This is a genomic window from Lentilactobacillus hilgardii, from assembly GCF_009832765.1.
Taxonomy (GTDB): Bacteria; Bacillota; Bacilli; order Lactobacillales; family Lactobacillaceae; genus Lentilactobacillus; species Lentilactobacillus hilgardii.
The window spans coordinates 1,324,628-1,346,892 of record NZ_CP047121.1 but is presented as its reverse complement, the minus strand read 5'-3'; the positions used below and the strand labels follow the sequence as shown (position 1 = coordinate 1,346,892).

Below are 22,265 nucleotides of genomic sequence, written 5' to 3'. Positions count from 1 at the left end.
TCCAATTTATCCTGTCGAAAAGACTTGATGGCAGGAAAGAATGCTTTTTCAATATTCAATGTCAACAATCATTAAGCATGACTAACTAAAACTAGTCCCCCGGTTTGTAATCATTGTCGATTACCAAGACAGGCTTAATTGTCTTGCCACTGACAGAATCAGCGTTGGCTTGATTAATGTCATCGAACTTGTAGAATTTCTCAGTCTTATCAAAATCAAACATGCCCAACTTGTAGAAACGAATCAAACGTGGAATATCAACTTGAGGAATTGAATCGCCCATGTTAACACCGACAATCTTACGATCACTTGTGCAAAGGTCGTTCCAAGTATCCAAATCAATGTGTTGATCAGTAACCGCGATAGTTGCTGTTGTACCACCTTGAGCCAATGCTTGAATGGAATCTTCCATGACCTTCTTAACACCCGTTGTGTCAACGGCATAATCGACACCATGACCATCCGTTAATTTCTTGATGGCTTCAACAGCATCTTCATCTTTACTATTAATAGCATCGGTTGCGCCAAGTTCTTTTGCCAACTTAAGGCGTGAAGGCACAATGTCAATGGCAATCACTTTTGTGCATCCTGAGATACGGCCGGCCATCATTGCTGCCAAGCCAACAGCACCAGTACCGAATACAGCAATTGTTGAACCTGGTTCCGGTTTCAGCGTATTGAAAACAGTCCCACTGCCTGTGACATATCCGCACCCCAAAGGTCCCAGTTGACGCAAATCCAAATCTTTTGAAACTTTAACGGCGTTACGTTCACGAACGACCGTTGTTGTCGTGAATGATGATTGATCAAACATGTCGGCAACGTCATGGCCATTTTCAGTAAAATGAGCACTTCCGTCAGGACGAACACCTGACAAATTATTTGCAGCATAATTCAAGCATTGAGTTGGAATACCCTTTAAGCAATTAATACAATTTCCACAGCCATAGAACGACAAAACAACATGGTCACCGGGTTTAAAGTCCTTAACTTCCGGACCAACCTTTTCAACGATTCCTGACCCTTCATGTCCAAGAACAATTGGGTAACCAATTTCAGCCGTTCCTTTACGCAAAGCCTCGTCTGAATGACAGATACCCGAGGCAACCATATGAACTTGAAGGTCATCAGCCTGCATGTCAGCTAATTCGACATCGTCCTTCATTTCGAACTTGCCGTCCTTCTTGTTTACAACCGCTGCTTTAATTCGCATAATCACATCTCCATAATCGTTAAATTTGTTATTAAATGAGCAATCATTAACAAATAAAAAATGGAAGCTTATTCACAAAGTCGTTACTTAAATGATTATCTTTGCACTTGTTCTGACTACTTGGTCATCTTTGAATCTTCCATTCAATGTTTTTATAACAACCGCTTACATCTCTATTTGTACCGCACCTAGCGTATTTTTGCAAGGTTATTTTCATCATTTCCCCCGTAAACCAGAGATTGATATTTACAAACTTTTACTCTCCGTAACCATTTCACAATCTTAAACAAATTTCTGGATCGTGAAACAATAATCCGGCAAAAATCGAGGATTCATGAAAAAAGTATACAAAAAGCCGAGATGCCTTTTCAACACGCTCAGCCTCAAATTAGCAATTGGATTAATCTAATCCGTTTGCCAATTTTCTATATTTGAATGGTCTAGTTTGCGGACCCGAAGCATGCCCTTCATTGATGCAAACTCTGCGACTAAATTTGTAACCTGTTCGTCTGAAAAATCTGAAAAATCCGTATTCACAATCGTGTAGCCAAACCCATTTTGGTTATTATTCATCATTTCCATAACCGGCAATGCGCGTTTATTTAGTAATGACGAAATTTTAGCCATCACGTTTTCCTGTGTTTTAAAAAAGAAGGTTAATCGATGCGGGCTGATAAACGGTAAGTCAACACGTGGGAAATTAACTGATGAGCGAACAGTCCCATTTTCAAGGAAGTCCAATAAATTTTGTAAAATTAAATTAGCACTGTGCGTTAAAGCCTCGGTTGTATTGCCGCCCAAATGTGGTAATAATGTGATTTTTGAATGATGTTGAAGTTCTGCCTTGGGAAAATCGCTCACATAGCCGGCAAATTCGTCATGATCTAAGGCATCAACCACTGCCGGATTATCAACAAGCTCGCCACGACCAAAGTTCAACAAAAAGGCCGATTTCTTCATCAGTTTAAACTGTTCATCCGTTATCAAGTGCTCTGTTTGCGGTGTCAATGGCAATAGTAAAACGACAAAATCCGAAAGTGCCATCACTTCTTCAATTGTTTCCAGTTGTTGAACATGGCGTAAATTTTTGAAACTGCGATTATAACCAATAATTTGCATTCCCATATGATAACAGGCATCCGCCAATCGCTGACCAATAGTTCCAAGCCCAAGAATGCCAAGTGTTTTACCGTAAAGCTCCTGACCAATGTAGTCTTTTCTTTGCGACTCAGCAGCTTCTTGAAGACTTTCTTCATTTCCCACATGAAGTTGATCAACCATTGAGATCGCCTCGTTTAAAGGACGCACACAACGAAATAAATTTTGAATGATCAATTCCTTAACTGCATTGGCGTTCACCCCAGGAGTATTAAAAACTGCAGTGCCGTTTTCGGTACAGGCGTCAATATTGATGGTGTTGGTACCGGTTCCTGAACGTGCGACCAGCAATAAACGCTTCGTAATTAAAGAATCATCAACTTGAGAGCTTCTCACAAGTACTGCATCGGGTGTTTCTGTATCGGATGTTTGAAAAACATCGCCGGCAAAGTCAGTGACATTGAAGGGATCGATTTTTTTAACTTGATACATCATTTTAAGCTCCTTTTAGCTTCCTTTTTGTTGAAGAATATTATAATATACCAGTAGTAAATTTTGAGAGAAAGAAGTTGAGCTTTATGCATATTGATTTTGTCAGATTATCACAGGATAAGCCAACGATTGGAAAAAATAGCCAAACAAAAAACACAACTTTCGGTCAATGGGTTGAAATCGGTGCAAGTAATCTCATCGACAATAGTACAATAGGTGATTATACGTATACAGGTCAATACTGTTTTATTCAAAATAGCGATTTAAAAAAATTTATCAGTATGGCTGCAATGATTCGAATCGGACCAACTAACCATCCCTATGATCGACCTGCCCAACACATTTCATTATATAATGGCGGCGCATACGGATTCGACAACCCGGACAAAGACTTTCTGGAAAAAAGATCCCACGTCAGAACGACCATTGGCAATGACGTTTGGATCGGTCATGGTGCAATTGTCCAAGCCGGCTTGACCATTGGTGATGGTGCCGTCATTGGTTCAGGCGCTGTTGTCACTAAAGATGTCGAACCGTACACAATTGTGGGTGGTGTCCCTGCAAAACCAATTAAGGACCGTTTTCCAGACGAAGTAAAGACTGATATGGAAAAAATCGCCTGGTGGAATTGGTCACGTGAAGACATTGAAAAATACTACCTCGATTTTCGGCTTCCCGTCAAGGAATTTATTGACAAACATTTACCTAAAAGTTAAATTTTATCCAAAAAATGGGCTTCTTCCTGAATATTACAGGTTGCAGTCTTTTTTGTTGAAAAGACACATTTAAGAATAACCGGATGTATAATAATTGTTGGGCCGAGTTTTAGGGATGCATTATAGTCGTATTAAGCCAGATTTGCTATAATGAATGATTGAAGGTATTTAGGTACATATTGGAGGAAGTTAGAATGTCGCAGGAGAAAACTAAAGTTTGCGTCATGTGTGGGAAAACAATTCCCGCTTACGCAAACTTTTGCCCATATTGTGGCGCCAAACAGCCTTGGCTGAGTGAAAGCGAGCTCGGTAACTCACGAGTTGAAAGAATCGTTCAGTGGAACGATACGCCACTTGGTCGGATCGCAATGTTAATCGGCGCTTTTTTGATTATTATTGTCTTTGCCACTTCATGCCGTTTACAAGATGGTCCAGGGCATAAAACGGTCGGACGTGAGTTAAATCAATACTTATTTAACACACAGGATAAAACCCCGTTTGGTAAGAAACCAAAAATTAAAGTTGATAAAAATAAGGGCGTTTCTATTAAAGTCTCAAACTCTGGTAAGGCCGTCAAAGATTTAAAAGCGGGTAAACCCACAACTTGGAATACGTTTGTTACACGTGTACAGCGCCGTTCAAATTCATTTAAACACGTTTATTCCAATCAACTTTACTCAAAGTTTAAAGTGACTGCCAGGGACGGTAAAAAGCAGACTTTATTGAAAGTAGATCAGGGAAAAGTCACCTATAATATCGCAAATAAGTATAAATAAGCTGATTCCGAGCTATCTATATAGCGTTACCAATATAATCATCTGTTTTCTTTCAGGTATTTAGTTCAATCATGATAACTATAACAATTATAGGGGCCGAGACAAAAGTCATTTTGTCCAGCCCCTTTTTAATTTCATCACGATTATGACCGAGCAAAGACGTGTAGAAAAAGGTAACTTCCTGCCGTGCAATCGCATCCCACTATTCAAGCCCCGAATCTCAGGATAATCCAATTGCATTCTGGAAGTTAACCTTTTTTGTCCCACTCTGGATCTAATCTTAGATTGTTTTTATTTTATTAATTGTATTTCCCGATTGTCACGTGTTACTTTCTGGATGTGACCAGGCACTTTAAACCTCTCTTTACAAAGTTGATGTAACGCTTCAATTGCCTCATCTGCACGTTTTGCCTGCTCAGCATTGATTGATTCAATGACCAATACGGAATCAGTCGTCGACTCGGTAAGTTCCGTTCTCTGAGCTTCACGCCAGTTAAAGCAACGGCAGACCGCCCCTTGATCGTCATAATAAATAACCTCACCTGGTAAGGCCGGTGAATTTTCTTCCGCACCATGTGGGAAAAAGTCTTCGCCGCCCTTTGCTTCCCCTAAGTGAAGGTTTCCCTGAATGGCGTTCAAATCTTCTCCTCCCGCCGGAACACCATATCTAAGCGAAATACTATTATAGATGTCCACTAACGGAAAAATTGGTGAGAAACTTCTGCCTTGGTCAACCCGCTTTAAGAGCGCTTCAATTGATGAGCGGGCCCCTTTTTTCGTCTTGAATTGTCGATAGGCCTGCCGCCATTGGTCAACAACCGGGTTCTTCCGAAAAATGCCTTCTGTCATAAATTGTTCAGATTCCCTTGCTGCTTCATCCAAAAGCTGCTGAAAATAAGCGTGATCCCTTGCCTTGTCATGATTATCGATTCCACGAAGCGTTAGAGTATCTATTTGAGCTTCTGGAAATAAACGCCAAAATTGGTCATCAACAATTAATTTTTTCATTTTTTGATCCTCCAATTAGATATCGATCGACATAATAATGTCTCGTTGACGATTGTCACCAAGCGTAAAAACATGGTCACCAATTTGGTTAAATCCTAACTTCCGGTAAAATTTTTGGGCTGTTACATTATTTTCCCAAACGCCCAACCAAATATGATGTTTATGCAGCTGATTGGCAACTTCAAAAGCTTTGTGCATTAGATGCGTCCCGAGACCTAAATGTTTAAATGCTTTTCGAATATAAATTCGTTGAATTTCGAGTTTATCTGTTCCATATTCTTCGGTTTGATTATCGCCAAAATTTACTTTAAGATAACCCGCTAACTGATCCTCTTGATAAATAAAGAAAAAAGCCGATTCAGGATCAGACAATTCGCTCTTTAATTGCCGAATGCTATATGCATTGGCTAAGTACTTCTCTAAATTTTCTTGGGTATTGACATCTCCGAACGTATCCGTAAACGTTTCACAACTAATTTTTTGAAGAGCTTGAACATCTTCCAACGTACACTCTCTTAATAATACTGCCAATTAACTTCCCCCCTTTAGCCATACTAATAAATTCTCTGTTGGCCCTTTTTGACTTTATCCCAATCAGCATTAACATTATAGCTTACTTTTTTAAGTAGCTCAGCCAATTGCTTATTCTCTAGTTCAGACAGCCCCTGCACCGCTACTTGATTAGAATATTGGTTTTCTTTCTGAATCATCGGTGCAATCTCTTTTCCCTTTGGTGAAACAAACAACCGGCGAATTTTCTTGTTGACGTTATCTGACTGTTTTCTGATAAAACCGTTTTTTTCAAGCTTTTGAATTGCCCGTGCAGCGGTCGTTCGGTCAACCTTAATCATTTCTGCCAAACGCTCTTGAATTATCCCGGGATGTTCGTAGATTCGAACCAGATACAGATATTGCCCTTTAGACAGATCAAATTGCTTGAACTCAACATTTGCAATCGAATCCAGCGCTCTTGCAATCACACCGATCGACCTTAAAATATCAACCAAAATACATCCCTCTTCCTATATCATTTTTTTGACAAATTTATATTACTCTATTTTTGTTGCATATGCAACAAAAATAAAGAAAATAAAAAGAGCTTAGGCAATTTAGACCCAGACTCTTTTTCAATACTCACCATTTTCAAGCCCAAAATTTAATGGCCGAATTTTTTTCAGTATCAATGACGACTATCAACCTTTCGAACAATCCATTTTCGTAACTCCTCGAGTAAAAATAATGGAATTGGAATACAGAACAAGAAGAACCATTCTACACGATCCAACGGCCCCGTGTTAAATACTGCCTGCAAAAATGGTGTATACATCAACACTGCAAGCAACACAATTTCAACAATAATTCCCAGCCATATCCGCCGGTTACTAAAAAGGCCAACGGAAAAAACAGACGAAATCTGTGTCCTGCAGTTCATTGCTGCTGCAATTTGGCAGAAAATAATGGCTCCCAATGTCATCGTGGTTGCCTCGGCATATCCTGTTCCGGAAGACATGAGAGAAACCGATGGCCATCCATGAACGCCATTGACAAAGAAGTAGGCACAGGTAGAAATAATTGAAGCAACCAACCCGTATAATCCAAACGCCTTTATGACGATTGATCTATTAAGTAAATGACTGTCCTGTGGGCGGGGTGGAAGATCCATAATCCCCGGTTCGCTTTTTTCAATTCCCAGGCCCAATGCAGGTAAAAGGTCAGTGCCCAAATCAACCGTTAAAATCTGCATAACGGTTAATGGTAAAGGCACCAATCCTCTCGTTAGCAAAAACACAACCGAAGGTGCCGCTTCGGGAACATTACTATTGAGAATATATAATAGAAATTTTTGCAGATTACTGTAGACCGTTCGGCCCTCTTCAATTGCACTCACAATTGAAGCAAAGTTGTCATCCGTTAAAATCATATCCGCTGCATCTTTTGCGACATCTGTTCCTGTCACGCCCATTGCAATTCCGATGTCAGCCCGTTTTAAAGCTGGAGCATCGTTGACACCGTCACCCGTTGAAGCGACAACTTCGCCATTTTTTTGACACATTGAGACAATCCTGAATTTATGTTCTGGCGCCACCCTGGCAAATATAACCTCACCTTTAACTGCCTTTTGAAGGTCATCATCCGATAACTGATCCAATTCATTACCGGTAATAACTTGAGCTTTGTCTGTTGTAATACCGATCTTTGTCGCAATGCTTTTCGCTGTGATAGGACTGTCACCAGTGACCATAATGATTCGAATGCTGGCACGATGACACTTTTTAACTGCATCAAAGATTTCCGGTCGCGGTGGGTCGGACATCGTTACCAAACCAACGAAAACCATATGTGTTTCGGCTGTTTTAATGGTATAGTCATCAATTTTCTGCCCCACAAGCGGATCCTGACCAGCCACCTCCCGGAAAGAAAAAGCAAGTGACCGTAATCCTTCTCTAGAATATTTTTCATTAACGTCAAGTACTTTTTGTCGATCAGCATCCGTGATTGTTCTAATTTGTCCAGCATCTAGAATGCGATCACATATTTGAAGCTCACTGCTTAGAGCTCCCTTGGTATAGATTATTGGCTTTCCTGTTTGGGTTTTTGAAATCGTCGACATTAATTTTCGCTTTGAATCGAAAGGCAATTCCTTTATGCGAGGAAATTTCTGATTCTCATGACGACTATTAATACCGGCCTTCCTGGACAAAATCACTAGTGCCGCTTCCGTTGGTGTTCCTAAAATCTTTGATTTTTCGTCTTTTTTCCCTTCCGTTACTTCCGTATCATTATCAAGCGTTGCAATTTGAAGAAGAATTTTTAAATCAGCTTCTTCCCCAATATCGACCGATTGCCCCGCTGATGTCACAGTTCCATTTGTAAAATAACCGGTTCCACTCACCTCGTATTGCTTGGATATCAACCAGATATGATTAACAGTCATTTGGTTTTGAGTGAGTGTCCCTGTTTTATCTGAACAGATAACCGTTGTTTCACCAAGTGTCTCAACACTATTCAGGTTCTTCAATAATGCATGGCGCTTTGCCATTCTCTGTGTGCCTTGAGCAAGAGAAAGTGTAACCGTTGGTAAAAGCCCTTCCGGAATGAAAGCCACAATCATGCCCAATGCAAAAATAAACGAAGAGGCTATTGGAGAATGAACAAAAAAGATTGCCAATAGAAAGAAAGCAACACCAATTAAAACGGCGATTAGTGTCAGTTGCCTGGTTAACTGATTTAATTCCCGTTGAAGTGGATACATCACCTTTTTCTGATTTTGAGTTAGTTGGGCAATTCTCCCAAACTCAGTCGTCATCCCTGTCGCAAAAACAATGCCACTGGCAGTGCCGCTCGTCACAGTTGTTCCGGCAAAAACAATGTTATTTTGGGCAAATTCACCATCACCGTGCTGATACTGGTCTCCCTTATCCACAGGAACCGATTCCCCAGTTAGTGAGGATTCATCTACCTGCAGGTTTGAGCAATTAAATATCCTGGCATCTGCCGGAATAGAATCACCAGCTTGAAGCGCGAACAGGTCTCCAGGGACCAACTCTTCTTCCCGAATCTGTTTGACGCTTCCATTTCGAGTAACTTTAACGTAAGAAGGCAACATCTTTTTTAAAGAATCAGTTGCTTTTTGAGCGGCATGTTGTTGCCAATATGAAAAACAGCCATTAATAACGTTAACAGTCCAAATAGCAACACCCAGCTCTAGCATTCCGGCAAACATTGCAATAATGCCCGAAGCCCAAAGAAGAATCGCCATCATTGACGTAAAGTTTTCAACAAAAATCAATATCTCTGAACGCTTTTTTGCAGCTTGGATCGTATTTTCCCCATACTTTTTGAGTCGATTATCAGCCTCTTCTTGCGCTAATCCCTGAGAAGTGGTTTGGTAATCAGTCATTAAACCCTCAAGACTTTTCTTTGCCACGTCGTCCACTTTAGTAGATTCATTATTTGCCATAATTCACCCCCGTAATAAGTTATTTAACTTGCTGAAATGATAAACAAGTTAAGTATAGAGCTTTTTTATAATTGTGTGCAGAAATAAAGGCCTTAGGCATATTTAAAAATTCGTTAACTCACCATTTATTCGCAAAAAAACTTCCGGCAGCTTTTCATTCTTCGCCGAAAGTTATATTGATTGATATTTATCAATTATCGATTACTGTTCACAAAAGAGCCCGATTCGCTAGGTTCAATTGGTTTGGCATTGGTTAATACTTCAGGAGAGAATAGGCTGTCAATTAATGAATCAGGTAGTAGGTGGGCCATTTTAACTACTTGTTTAACTGACGTATGAGTCACTTCAGATTTTTTAATCAGAGCCGTCGTTTGCTCATAACCCAAATATGGTGAAAGGATTGTTGCAGTAATCGATGAATGATCAACCTCCTGTTGACAATGTGTCAAATTTACCTTGATACCGGTCACACAATTCTCAATTAATGTTTGAATGGCCTTTGTTAAATGGTCTTCACTGATTAATAGTTCTCTAAATATCATCGGCTCAAACGCGTTCAATTCTAGTTGACCACTTTCGGCTGCCATTGTCACCGTCAAGTCTTTACCAATAATTTCAAAAGCAACCTGATTAACAACCTCAGGAATGACCGGGTTAACTTTCCCAGGCATAATTGACGATCCTGCCTGAACCTTTGGTAATGAAAGCTCAGCTAATCCAGCTTGAGGACCGCTTGCCAGCAGGCGGAGATCATTACAAAATTTTGATAGGTTGATCGCCAGTCCTTTCAGAATAGCTGAAAATCCTGCAAAAACATCGCTATTCTGAGTGGCGTCAACCAAATCATCCGATTGAGTCAATGATAAGTGCGAAACTTGGCTTAAAATCGGAGTAACTGCTTGGCGATAGGACACGCTTGCGTTAAGCCCCGTACCAATAGCAGTACCACCGAGATTGACCTGTTCAAGAGATGCTTCAAACGATTTCATTTTCTGCAAATCCCGTTTAAACATTGAGGAATACGCTTGAAAACTTCGACCAAAAGTTGTCGGTACTGCATCTTGAAGTTGTGTGCGGCCAACCTTAATCGCATTTCGATAGGCTTCCGCTTTTTGTTCAAGTGCATGTGTTAGGTCTTTTAACATATCTTCTAATGGGTCCAAAGCCTTTAACATTGCCATCTTCCCGGCAGTTGGATAAGTATCATTGGTTGACTGTGATTGATTCACATCATCATTGGGATGAATTGAAACGGGGTCTTGGCTTCCCTCTCCACTAATCTTCATGGCTAAATTTGCGACAACTTCGTTTATGTTCATATTAGTCGAGGTCCCTGCACCGCCTTGAATGGCAGGAACAATCATCGCTCGAAAATCCTTTGAAAGTAGCAGCTGATTACATGCCGAAATAATAAATGTCGCTTTTTCTTTATTCAATGTGCCGGCTTGTTGATTAGCAAGTGCTGCAGCTTTTTTAATTTGAAGATAACTTTCAATAATAAGTGAATTAACGTGTTCTCTTGTGATGGGAAAGTTTTGTTTTGCTCTTAACGAATGAATGCCATACAATGCATCATCAGGTACAAACATTTCACCAATACAATCTTTTTCTAATCTCATAATCAGTCCTCATTTCATGTAATATCATATAACATTGATTTACGAATACAAATATATACCTATTTCAATTTTTGTCAATATCCTTCTTAAAAATCAGCACGTTATTATACATACCAATAAATAACATTGTGATGAAACAAATATCGTTTTTTTGTCTGGTATTTTCTAATTTATTAAATATATGTCATCTTTTATAACAAAAAAATAGTTGCTTATTTAATGTACTACTGTTTACAGATTGCATTAACGATTATTCTGCAACCCAGGCCCCTTTTTTTCTTCAGACTTTACGTCGCCATTCAGCTTTATGATGTATCCCACCAAAAATTAAAACATCCCCTGATCCAATTACTAAAATTTCCTGAAGTTCCGTAACTATAATCAATATTTTTGGTATGCTTATCTCTAGGTACCGACTTTAAAAATAGATTAATCGGGGGATATTTAATTGAAAAAAATAATAGCAATATCAATGATTCTTTTAACAACTATGTCACTTGCTGCATGCGGTCATTCCAGTGAAAAGACTCCTAATAAATCCGAGAGTCAAAAAACAGCCCAATCTTTCAGAGTTTCAAGTAACGGATCGGCAATCGGTCGAGCAGATTACAATAGAATTGAAACCGGTAATGTTACCTCGCCAAAGAATGGTACTTCAAAAAATGTCATTTTAACATCATTTGGAAAACCAAATTCTAAAAGTCGAGTTACAGTTAACAACTCCGGAAAAAAGGCCGCCATTCAATATTCTTGGACAAATTTAAAAACAAGTTTTAAGGCTTCGGCGCTTACCGTTGAATTTCTAAATGGTCACGCAATCGGTAAGGGCTATATTGAGGCAAGCATTAAGAATCGCCGTTATATTTCCAAAAATCGCCTTAATAACGTTCAAAAGGGGGAAACATATACCCAGGTTGTCAAAACATTAGGTGTCCCCGACGCAGAATCATTAACCGGTCATGGTAATGTGTCCGCCAGAAATGTTACATACGCCACTGGTAAGAATGGACGAGCGTTAAGCTTAATGTTTGCAGGTGATAAATTGACATCAAAAATGCAAACCGTTGTTAAATAATCAATCATTGAAAGTATTAAAAAAACGAGATATTTTCAGCTCAGTCAAAAAGACTGATCAAAAATATCTCGTTTTAAGTTGATACCTCATTTCCAACTATTAAAGAAGTTCACTTAAGCTTCTTCTCTACTACGCAAGCTTTCCTTCTTCAATATATTGATGATTCAAAAATCTGTAACGCTTTGGATTACCGGTTAACTTTGAAAAGGGAACGGGTTCCCTTTCATGATTTAAAATAATTTTAACCAAATAATTTCTCAAAATCCATGGCTCTTCGATTCTGGTAACATTTAAATTCATGACCTGCTTTAAATGCAGCGGGCTGGTATGTAAATCTTTGGCTGCCGTGTCTAAAGAAACACCGGCCAGTTCAAAATTCTGCTGGAACTCTTCGATTGTTGCAGCAGCTTCATCTGCCGTCAGGGACATCATGTCACTTCCTTAACTATTAGATATATCAAAAATACTCGTGAGTTGATTCACGTTAGGTAAGATACTAGCACATTATGTATCCGTTAACAAATACATTGAAAACCCAATCCCCGTTTTGATTCATGATAGTCATTGAGATGGCTCTGCGTAACGTTTATAATAACAGGTATGCAAGAAGCCGGTGGCGACAACAACCACAATGTCATCCCTTGATCATTTGACAGAAAGTCTAATCCAATAGCGTTTCTAAATATTTGTGCGCTTGTTGTTTTGTCGTTGACTTTTGTTTTAAAAAGATCCATTCCAAAATAAGCAGCACCGTTTCACTACAATGATCTGCCATCAACTGAGTTGGTATTTCAGGCTTTGAATAGTTTAATGATTCATAGAAAATTTGCTGCATCATATTTTTAAGATAGTTCACAAAGCTGGTCACCAGCGTTCCTGAAAAATCATTATTTTTTAAAATATGATTGAGTACGTTTTGATTTTTTTCGAATATATCGTATAACCGATCAAAATAAACCATCAAAGCTTTATCAGACTGTACTTTCGTGACTTTGTCAACTTGAATCTCAGCCGCCAAAACATGCCAACAATAATCCACTAAATCATATTTATCGTCAAAGTAATTATAAAATGTTGCCCTGGGAAAATTACTGACGTTGCATATTTCATTAACACTAATGTTATCAAAAGTCTTTTGAGACAATAGAGACAGCATTGTATTAAAAAAAGCATCAAGTGTTCGCTGTGCCCCTCTTGTGGGCTTTTTGGATAGATCGTATTTCATAATGGCCTCGCTTCATTCATTTTTTGCACTTTTTGATTTTTGTCTAAATCTAAACAAATGTTGCCGATTGTGACTTGCAACATTTTCATGCTGAGTTTATCATTTTCAAATAGCTTATACAAGTGTCTAAATTTAAACGGTCGCTTATAATTAATTATTAGGAGAAGGGGAGAAAAATAATGCAAAGATTTCGTGAAAAACATGTCTTGGCGTTGATTATTTGGCTTGGACTAGCTCTAATTGCTATCTTTACCCTGCCGAATATCTCGCAACTAGTTCGTGATAAAGGGGCAATTTCTTTACCATCAAACGTTGAAAGCGAAGTTGCCAACAAAATTCAAAAGAAGGCTGCTGGCGGAAAATCTGTTCGAAGCCTTATATTGGTTTTCAATAATAAGAACGGTAAGATTACTTCTGAACAGTCACAACAAATTACCGATGCAGCTAATGCTGTAAAAAGTGATGCCAGTTTACATACCAACAGCGTTACCAGTCCCGGGGATAACTCTGCTGCTAAGAAACAGCTAACATCCGACGATAAAACAACTCAAATGGTTATGGTCACTTTACCTAGTAAGTACAAGGTGCGTTCTCAAACGGATAAGCTTTTAACCAAAATTAAAACACCGGGGTTACGGACCTATGTAACAGGGAATGATATTTTAAATGAAGACTTTTCAACTGTTACCGAAAAAGGATTGCAAAAAACCGAAATAATTGCTGCAATTTTTATCTTTATTGTTCTTATCATTGTTTTCAGGTCTTTATTTATCCCGATTATTTCATTACTAACGGTCGGTCTTTCATACTTAATGTCCCTAAACGTGGTCATGAACTTGGCAGATAAATATAATTTCCCGATTTCCAACTTTACGCAAGTCTTCCTTGTCGTTGTCCTTTTCGGAATTGGAACAGATTATAATATTCTGCTTTATGATCGTTTTAAGGAAGAAATAAAAAACGGTTTGGATGCAACAGCTGCCGCGAGAACCGCCCGCAAACATGCCGGTCGAACCATTTTGTACAGCGGATCTTCCGTCCTAATTGGATTCACCGCCTTGGCGCTTGCTAAATTTGAATTTTATCGTTCAGGCGTGGCTGTTGCTGTCGGGGTCGCCATTTTACTGGCCGTTCTTCTGACTTTCAATATGTTCTTTATGTCGACGTTGGGTGAAAAACTGTTCTGGCCAAGCAAAGACCTTTCAGCCCACGATCGAAGCTTTCTTTGGAATCTTTTATCTAAAATCACACTTTCTCATACCTTTGTGATGGTCGGAATATTAGTTATCGCGGCTATTCCATTATTGTTCTTTGGAACACAACAACTCAATTTTAACAATGCCGATGAGCTTCCTGATACTGTCCAATCAAAGGCTGGTTATGAAGTCATCCAAGCTCACTATCCTGCTGGTATGTCCGGACCATCAACGTTATATATCGAAAGTAAAAAGTCTCTTGACAATCAAAAGGACCTGGCTGAGCTTGATGATTTGACCGGGTATTTAAATTCCGAGCCAGGCGTTAAGACAGTTGCTTCAGTTACAAGACCAAGTGGTGACAAAATTCAACAGCTTTATCTTAAAAGCCAATTAGGAAAGTTAGTAAATGGCTTAAATCAGGCAAATTATGGTTTGAAGAAAGTCCAAAAGGGGTTAACGAGTGCTAACAAACAACTCGCCAGTTCGAACGCTTCCCAAAATGCCGCCCAAGTTCAAAAGCTTGCCAATGGTGCAAAAAGCCTGCAAGCCGGCGCCCAACAACTAAGTCAGGGCGTTTCAACCTATACCGCTGGTGTTGGACAACTTTCCAGCGGTTCTCAGCAGCTTAGCCGAGGTGCTTCCTCCCTTACCTCCGGTGTTGGTCAACTACAAGCTGGAAGTCAACAAGTCACTTCAGGCATTCGTCAATTACAAAGACGAACCAGCCGAATTCCATCTGTTCGCCAAAGTGCCGGTCGATTAGCAGCTGGATCAAGCTCAGTTACTTCAGGCCTCGGTAGATTGCGTTCGCAATCAACACCTTTTGCAAGTGGCTTAAATCGATTGAATCAGGGTAGTTCTCAGCTCCAGCAGAAGAGTACCACACTTACTTCCGGAGCAAGAAGTGTTGCCAGTGGAAGCGCACAGGTCAATAGTGGCGTTCAAGAGTTGAATACCAAGATGAAGCAGCTCGAGGCCCAGACTCAAAAATTGCAACAGGGCTTAACTTCAGCTAATAACGCTCTTGGACAAATTGATAATGGTACCAATACTGTTAACAACTATTTAAAACAAATGCAGAAATCCTATCTTGGCAATACCTTCTACATGCCAGCCGATACGGTAAAAAGTTCTTCATTTACACCATCTCTTGATACTTTTATGTCGAAGAATCGTAAAATCACTAATATGACAATTGTTCTGACTTCTGATCCAAGTACGACCCAGTCTGCTAAACGTATTCGGACGATTTCATCCGACGTAAAAGCCAGGCTGAAGAACACCGATCTTAAAAATGCGACTGTTGCAATCGGTGGTCAGAGTTCACAAACAGCTGATCTTCAAAAAACAGCCAATGGTGACTTCCTACGTACAGTTGCGATTATGTTAATCGGAATTGGATTAGCTCTAATGATCGTGACACGTTCGCTGGTTCAAGCACTGACAATCATTGGCACATTAATTGTCACTTACTTTGGATCCTTACAGATTACTCGTTGGATTTCCGGCTACCTGATGGCAAGAGATATGTTAACCTGGAACACACCATTTTTTAGCTTTATTATGTTAATCGCGTTGGGTGTTGATTACAGTATCTTCTTAATGATGCGCTATAGAGATGACGCGAGTGCTATTCCAGATGTTCGTCGCCGAATTCTACATTCGGCTACAATTATTGGAACCGTTGTTATCTCAGCTGCCATTATTTTGGGCGGTACGTTTGCAGCTTTAATTCCATCAAATGTCTTAACATTGATTCAAGTTGCTACTGCTGTTATTGTGGGGTTAATCATCTTGGTCATCGCGTTACCAATCATTATGTCCGCAATGATTAAATGGACTTATCCCTATGTGACTGATAAGATGTACCAAAAGAAATTGGAAGAAGACGAAAAAAATCACCCTACCCGTCGAAGTAAACATTCAGAATCATAATTAAGGTCAATTTTGACCATACCGTCTTCATAAAAAGAGTTGTCCGGTTTTATAACCGACAGCTCTTTTTTCATTACAAATGTTAACAATTTGACAACAACCTTCAAAAAACGATATATTGCTTATATAGTTGTTTAACTGTTATCAATTTTGCTATTAAGCTGAGCTTATCATATGAAAGGATATACTAACCAAAATGACAAAAACTCTTTTTAAATTAATTGCATTACCCATTATCGGATTAACATTAGGAACTTTTGGAGAACTAGCACATTCATTTTCCGTAAGTGCTTCCTATTTTAAAACTGAAAAAATTTATAACTCCACGCCACAAACTTTGCGTGGAAACTGGTACTCATACGTGAATGGTCATATGTGTGTCACCCATATTAATAAGTTCTCGGTAACCCAGACATATAAAGGAAAAACCCACGGCCTATTCCGGAGTAATTGGAAAGGTTATAAAAAATTGGCGGTTGCAAAAATTGTCAGTTCTGAAAAATATACGTTTAATGCCCTAGCAGATAAAGCCTATCAAAGTGACGGTGGGTGGAAAACGACTTACCGAACTATTAATAAACAGAAAGTTAAAGTTTTAAGAGATTATCACGGTTCTGGCGGCTATGTCGACTTGTTTAGAGCGCCAATTTACAAATCATATGCCAAATAGAAACTAGACGACTGATTATTCCCGGAGGAAATTACCATGTCTCAAAACAAAATAGTTAACGCGTTATCCTATTTATCGATTATCTTCGCACCCTTTATTTTCCCGTTTATTGTATGGTTGGTCACAACTGATCATCAAGACATGCATGAGACCGCCAGAAATGCCTTTCTACTCCACCTAATCCCTTTGGTCCTCACAATCCTTACCATGATGATTGTTGGTATTACAGGGCTAACCACAAAGAATTCACAGATAACCGGGATCATGCTTATTATTCTACTTGTCTTAGTTGTTTTAGTGGACGTGGCCATGTTCATTTATAATTTATACTTGGGCATTAAAATTTTAATTGCTGACTAAAGACGACATGCCAACCATTATATTTAAAAGAGGCTGCTTCATAAAAAGCATTTTTGCTTTTATGAAACAGCCTCTTTATTTTGGTCAATCAAATATTTTTATTTTCGTCATCATATACTAATCGTTTTTTAGCATTTATCCACATGTTACTTATAAATCACAACAGGTTCGTTCGTATGCGTATACTTCCATACTTTTGGCATCTGAGATGGTGGATTATTTAAACATCCATGAGAATGATATTGGGCTCGAGCACTAGGATTCCCATACACTGATGCGGGTTGCCAAGGCGAATCGTGCAGCCCAACCCCAGAAAGTGTCACCGGCTCCCAATAACCAACTGGTGACGCATATTTGGAACCATCACTATTTTTACCACGAAGTGTGGCATGGCGCTGCTTGTACATAATAAAGTAAGTCCCGGTTGGCGTTGCATTACCACCCGTCAAAGTACCAGACATCACCGGAATTTTTGCTTTCAAATGACCATTCTTATAAATATATTCCTGCAGATTCGTTAGATCCACTGCAACATATGTCTTGCCAACTCCGTTGATACCGTAGCCGGTTCCAGAAACATAATTTTTTAAATTAACATTTTGGGGATTCTTTTGGGTTAGATTTTTTGCAATAGCATTTGATAAAGACTGCCGATTAACTTTCCAGCCATAGGTACCACCACTTGGAATTGTAATTTTTTTACCCGATTTTGAAATAGTTAGTGATTTTCCAAGTGTATCAACTTTATTAGCAAATTTGGCAACCCAATGTGTGACCTTGCTTGTGTCAAATTTATAATGGCCGTTTGCAGTAACTTCACCGTTAGTCAACCATTTCTTAGCAGCAAACGTAAACGACTTATTATATGTTTTTAAGGTAACTTTGTTATCAAGCCGTTTTTGTAGTGCTTGCTGTCGATTCTTGATTGTCGCACTATTAGGAGCAGCAGCAACCTGCTTCTTCATCTTGACGGAGATCAACAAATTATCTTTAGCTTGCTTCTTAAAGTCCTTAACCATTGATGCCTTATCAAGTTCAGTACCTTGAGTGCCCTTTTTAACAGTCACCTTCCCATTAGAAAGGTTAATAGTCGAATCAATCGTTGGTTTTCTGGTCATATTCATTTGATCAACTCGATTTTCAAATTTAGGTAACAGTGTCTTTATTCGATAATGATACGCCTTATTAGAGACTTCAGCTTGCGCATTCATCTGCTTTGAAGTCAACATACTCATAGAACTACGGTGCTTGAATAATTGCTTAACGTCGTCTGAATTCAATTTAATACGTGAATCCTTTACAACTAAATAATTGCCACTTTCATCGATTCTTGATTTATTCAATTTTTTTGTTGCTTGTGCAACAGTCAAGCCCGACACGTTAACATCATTAATTTTTGTCCATTTAAAATGATTCTGAAAATAAACGTGCGACCCAATGAATCCACCAGCCAACAGCAAAACAACAACCGCTGAAAACCGTCTTAGCTTGCGATTGCGTTTTATTTTCTTTTGTTGGCTGAACTTTTCTTTTCGTGACATGGATCTAGCCAGCCCCCTTGGCAGATATTTTACTTCATTTTACGAGGATTAGAACGTACAATCTACTTATAAGCTTTACGATTTTATATCCTTAATAAAATCTTCAAGCTTTTCTAATTTCGTAATTACATTAATCTATCATATCATGATTTAACCACATTTTTTATATTTCGACAAATTTGTTACAAAAAGATTAATAACAAATTACAGAACAGGAGAAATTTGATGCGATTGATTGTAGAAAGTTCTAAGCCTATTCGCGCAGCAGCTACCTATGTTCGCCTATCCGTTTTTGTCATCGAACGAGGAATTGATTTAAGAGACGAATTTGATGATAAAGATACTGATCAAGAAGTTTATGCCGTTTTGTTTGATGAAAAGACCCCCGTTTCAACTTGTCGTTTCGAACAAACCGACGAAAACACTTTAAAGATCGGTCGGGTTGCAACTCTAAAAGCATATCGCGGAAAGGGTTTGGGCAAAAGGGTTCTGACCGCAATGGAAAAATATGCCAAACAACTTGGTTTAACAAAATCGTTAATCCATAGTGAAGTCACCGCCGAAGGTTTTTATGAAAAAATGGGTTATTCAGTTGCCTCTAAGCCATTTTTCGAAGATGGTGTGCCCTGTGTCATTGTAAAAAAAGATCTATAAAACAGCAGCCTAATGTCATTTGCTTCTCTACGCAAACAGATGACATTAAGCTGTTTATTGTTTTATCGTTTCATTTTTTGCAATGATCTTAAAAAGCAGGAAACTGCCAGCAACTAATCTTTTTAATTACAAAAGCGCCTTAATATATCTGCGGTTCGCAATTTCAACCAACTTATCGACCGTTTTCAATGACAGCTTTCCTTCTGATTGTTGAGCCAACCTAATTAATGGTGAATCCATTATGATCGTTTCCTCAAATTTAACTGCTGCGCTGTTTGGATCGGAAATACCTTTTAGCCGAGCTTCTTTCATTCTCTTAATCATTTTTCGAATAATAAAAGAATGCATTGATAATTCCCTGGGTGTATTTAACTTTGTATATTGACCAGGCTTTGGAACCACTTGCTTTTTAATTTCCAGTCCACTCATTTTAGAAAAATCCGCAAGCGTTGGTTTATCCTGTGGTTTTGAATACCAAATCGGTAAATTTTTCTTATCAGGAAAAGAAATCCCTTTTGATTGAATTCTCGTTGAAAATACGACATTATTCGAACTATCACCAATTATAATAAACTTGTGCCCCAAAGGTAATTGCCATTTTTGGGAGGCATCACACCACTCAGAAAAGGCCTGTGCCGGCAATTCAACTGTCACTGATTTGGTCTGACCGGCTCTTATCACGACCTTTTTAAATCCCTTTAATTCTTTTAGCGGTTTTAAAGGCCGATCTTTCTCATTTCCTACATAAACCTGGATAACCTCAGCACCATCGACATTGCCCGTGTTTGTGATATCCGCTTTCACGTGGATTGATTGACTCTCTCGAATCATATCGGTATCTATTTCAATCCGGCTAATTTTAAACGTTGTATAGCTCAACCCATAGCCAAACGGGAAAGCAACCGGGGTACCTGATTTTTCATAATAGCGATAACCAACATAAACACTTTCCGCATACCCGACAGATTGAGGATTATGATCATAGATTTCTGCAGAAGGGACATCCATGTAGTTAATCGGGTAACTTTCAGCCAATTTCCCAGAGGGATTCACCTTCCCCAGTAATAAGTTTGCTGCAGCATTGCCGACATATTGACCGCCAAGATAAAGGTTTAACACGCCTTTCACATCCTTTAACCATGGTAGTTCGACCGGTGCCCCAGCTACCAACAAAACAATGACATTTGGATTAACTGCCGCAATTCTATCAATTAACACATTTTGAATAACAGGCAGCTGCATGTTTTTTCGATCAAAGCCCTCCGACTCGTCATTTTCCGGCAACCCGGCTACAAAAATAACTTTGTCAGCCTTTTTAGCAAGCGCCACGGCACTTGTAATGAACTGATCCGATTTTTGATTAGAAAGTGAATAACCTTGCTGATACTGATAATGAACGCCCATGTGATCCAGTCCTTGAAGGATTGTAACTGACTCGGGTGGATTGATATGGGATGATCCAGCCCCCTGATATCTGGTATGAGCTGCCATTTCACCAATGACAGCTACCTCGTCACTTGATTTTATTGGCAACACCTGATTATCATTTTTTAATAAAACAGCTGCACTTTCTTCAATCTTTTGTGCAAGTTGACCGCTTTCCTTTAATAATGCCGACCGGTCTCCTTTAAACACAGGTCGTTTCTTTTCGGCAATTTTGATGACATTTTCGGCTGCACGATATAAAGCTTTGTTCTGAAGTTGGCCAGTCTTCAATCCTGCCAAACCCTGTTTATCAAATAAGTGATTACTGGATGGCATTTCTAAATCCGTACCGGCATTAATACTGGCAATCTTATTATTTAACGCGCCCCAGTCAGTTATCACACTTCCTTTAAATCGCCATTGCTGTCTTAAGACCGTCGTTAAAAGGTATGGATTATCGCTTGCGTAGGTACCATTCACCTTATTGTAAGAACACATGACTCCTTCGGGTTGGGCCCTTGTCACAGCAATCTGAAAGGCCGCCAAATATAGTTCATGCAAAGCGGTTTGATCAATAAGCGAATCTGATCGCAGTCGGTCATTCTCCTGATTATTGCCCGCAAAATGCTTAACGCAGGCACCAACCCCTTGGGATTGCAACCCTTTTATCCACGCAGCACCAATAGTCCCGGCTAAATATGGATCTTCGCTGAAGTATTCAAAGTTTCGACCACATAAGGGATTTCGTTTAATATTGATGCCGGGGCCAAGAACCATATCAACATTTAAGCTACGTGCTTCTTGACCAATTGCCCGACCCATGCGCTTAATCAGCTCTGGATCCCATGTACAGGCAATAGCGCTTGCAGTCGGAAAACAGGTACTGGGCACACTGTTGTTGATTCCCAAAGCATCCCCTTTATCAGCCTGATACCTTAAACCATTTGGTCCATCACTCATTCGAAAATTAGGAATATGATCGTCGATTAGTGACGAAGAGTGCCAAAAGTCCTCACCGGATGTTAATTTAATCAAATCCGTCGATGATAACTTGCTCAAACGATTAGTCAATGGCTCCTCAGACGATTTCATAAAATGCCTCCGTTCCGTGATCACTTTTGACCTTAATATACCATCACATCCTTTTAAATATCTAAAATATGCCTCCATCAAGTGATTGTGATGGCAGGGGAACAACATTTACCTAAAAAGGCTATATCATACATTTAAAACGATTACAAACAAAAAAGCCGGAACATTTTGCCCCAACTTTTTAACAATCCGTTTCGACATAATCC

At 39.2% G+C, this 22,265-nt stretch carries 18 protein-coding genes; 7 read left to right on the top strand and 11 right to left on the bottom strand.

Annotated features, from left to right (window positions below; genetic code table 11):
- Positions 1 to 91: 91 nt before the first annotated feature.
- Positions 92 to 1,213, bottom strand: coding sequence for an NAD(P)-dependent alcohol dehydrogenase (locus tag GQR93_RS06265; RefSeq protein WP_003553436.1), 1,122 nt, complete (start codon positions 1,211 to 1,213; stop codon positions 92 to 94).
- Between the two features lie 405 nt (positions 1,214 to 1,618).
- On the bottom strand, positions 1,619 to 2,806 hold the full coding sequence (locus GQR93_RS06260; RefSeq protein WP_003553434.1) for an NAD(P)-dependent oxidoreductase: 1,188 nt from the start codon (positions 2,804 to 2,806) through the stop codon (positions 1,619 to 1,621).
- A gap of 83 nt (positions 2,807 to 2,889) precedes the next feature.
- On the opposite strand from GQR93_RS06260, the gene GQR93_RS06255 reads away from it, so the two are divergent.
- Positions 2,890 to 3,519, top strand: a complete 630-nt coding sequence (locus tag GQR93_RS06255; protein WP_003553432.1) for a DapH/DapD/GlmU-related protein — start codon at positions 2,890 to 2,892, stop codon at positions 3,517 to 3,519.
- Between the two features lie 194 nt (positions 3,520 to 3,713).
- Positions 3,714 to 4,295, top strand: a complete 582-nt coding sequence (locus GQR93_RS06250; RefSeq protein ID WP_003553430.1) for a zinc ribbon domain-containing protein — start codon at positions 3,714 to 3,716, stop codon at positions 4,293 to 4,295.
- 291 nt (positions 4,296 to 4,586) lie between these two features.
- On the opposite strand, the gene GQR93_RS06245 is transcribed toward GQR93_RS06250, so the two are convergent.
- The 5 genes from GQR93_RS06245 to GQR93_RS06225 all read right to left on the bottom strand — a co-directional run bounded on the left by GQR93_RS06245 (position 4,587) and on the right by GQR93_RS06225 (position 10,883).
- Positions 4,587 to 5,303 carry a B3/B4 domain-containing protein gene (locus GQR93_RS06245; protein WP_035444726.1) on the bottom strand — a complete coding sequence of 239 codons (717 nt, stop codon included), beginning with the start codon at positions 5,301 to 5,303 and terminating at the stop codon, positions 4,587 to 4,589.
- Positions 5,304 to 5,318: 15 nt separating this feature from the next.
- Positions 5,319 to 5,834 (bottom strand): GNAT family N-acetyltransferase, encoded by a 516-nt coding sequence (locus GQR93_RS06240; protein WP_035444725.1) that lies wholly within the window; start codon positions 5,832 to 5,834, stop codon positions 5,319 to 5,321.
- A 23-nt stretch (positions 5,835 to 5,857) separates the two neighbouring features.
- Positions 5,858 to 6,310, bottom strand: a complete 453-nt coding sequence (locus GQR93_RS06235) for a MarR family winged helix-turn-helix transcriptional regulator (RefSeq protein ID WP_003553423.1) — start codon at positions 6,308 to 6,310, stop codon at positions 5,858 to 5,860.
- 173 nt (positions 6,311 to 6,483) lie between these two features.
- Positions 6,484 to 9,264 (bottom strand): cation-translocating P-type ATPase, encoded by a 2,781-nt coding sequence (locus GQR93_RS06230; protein ID WP_003553421.1) that lies wholly within the window; start codon positions 9,262 to 9,264, stop codon positions 6,484 to 6,486.
- 194 nt (positions 9,265 to 9,458) lie between these two features.
- Positions 9,459 to 10,883: an aspartate ammonia-lyase gene (locus tag GQR93_RS06225; RefSeq protein WP_003553419.1), complete on the bottom strand. Its 1,425-nt coding sequence runs from the start codon at positions 10,881 to 10,883 to the stop codon at positions 9,459 to 9,461.
- Positions 10,884 to 11,331: 448 nt separating this feature from the next.
- On the opposite strand from GQR93_RS06225, the gene GQR93_RS06220 reads away from it, so the two are divergent.
- Positions 11,332 to 11,958 carry a DUF3862 domain-containing protein gene (locus GQR93_RS06220; protein ID WP_223800727.1) on the top strand — a complete coding sequence of 209 codons (627 nt, stop codon included), beginning with the start codon at positions 11,332 to 11,334 and terminating at the stop codon, positions 11,956 to 11,958.
- A gap of 129 nt (positions 11,959 to 12,087) precedes the next feature.
- Here the strand turns inward: GQR93_RS06220 and GQR93_RS06215 are convergent, their stop codons facing one another.
- Positions 12,088 to 12,390: a DUF2316 family protein gene (locus GQR93_RS06215; RefSeq protein WP_003553414.1), complete on the bottom strand. Its 303-nt coding sequence runs from the start codon at positions 12,388 to 12,390 to the stop codon at positions 12,088 to 12,090.
- Between the two features lie 229 nt (positions 12,391 to 12,619).
- A complete protein-coding gene (locus GQR93_RS06210; RefSeq protein WP_003553412.1) occupies positions 12,620 to 13,183 on the bottom strand; it encodes a TetR/AcrR family transcriptional regulator in 564 nt (187 codons plus the stop codon).
- Positions 13,184 to 13,362: 179 nt separating this feature from the next.
- Between GQR93_RS06210 and GQR93_RS06205 the strand changes: the two genes are divergently transcribed.
- From GQR93_RS06205 to GQR93_RS06195, 3 genes are all read left to right on the top strand, one after another.
- Positions 13,363 to 16,317 carry an MMPL family transporter gene (locus GQR93_RS06205; RefSeq protein WP_003553408.1) on the top strand — a complete coding sequence of 985 codons (2,955 nt, stop codon included), beginning with the start codon at positions 13,363 to 13,365 and terminating at the stop codon, positions 16,315 to 16,317.
- A 196-nt stretch (positions 16,318 to 16,513) separates the two neighbouring features.
- Positions 16,514 to 16,987, top strand: a complete 474-nt coding sequence (locus GQR93_RS06200) for a hypothetical protein (RefSeq protein ID WP_003553406.1) — start codon at positions 16,514 to 16,516, stop codon at positions 16,985 to 16,987.
- A 36-nt stretch (positions 16,988 to 17,023) separates the two neighbouring features.
- Positions 17,024 to 17,347: a DUF4870 domain-containing protein gene (locus GQR93_RS06195; protein WP_003553404.1), complete on the top strand. Its 324-nt coding sequence runs from the start codon at positions 17,024 to 17,026 to the stop codon at positions 17,345 to 17,347.
- 146 nt (positions 17,348 to 17,493) lie between these two features.
- Here the strand turns inward: GQR93_RS06195 and GQR93_RS06190 are convergent, their stop codons facing one another.
- Positions 17,494 to 18,888, bottom strand: a complete 1,395-nt coding sequence (locus tag GQR93_RS06190) for a L,D-transpeptidase family protein (protein ID WP_003553402.1) — start codon at positions 18,886 to 18,888, stop codon at positions 17,494 to 17,496.
- A 225-nt stretch (positions 18,889 to 19,113) separates the two neighbouring features.
- On the opposite strand from GQR93_RS06190, the gene GQR93_RS06185 reads away from it, so the two are divergent.
- Positions 19,114 to 19,542, top strand: a complete 429-nt coding sequence (locus GQR93_RS06185) for a GNAT family N-acetyltransferase (RefSeq protein WP_003553399.1) — start codon at positions 19,114 to 19,116, stop codon at positions 19,540 to 19,542.
- A gap of 126 nt (positions 19,543 to 19,668) precedes the next feature.
- On the opposite strand, the gene GQR93_RS06180 is transcribed toward GQR93_RS06185, so the two are convergent.
- Positions 19,669 to 22,059 carry a beta-glucosidase gene (locus GQR93_RS06180; protein WP_187117451.1) on the bottom strand — a complete coding sequence of 797 codons (2,391 nt, stop codon included), beginning with the start codon at positions 22,057 to 22,059 and terminating at the stop codon, positions 19,669 to 19,671.
- Positions 22,060 to 22,265: the final 206 nt, after the last annotated feature.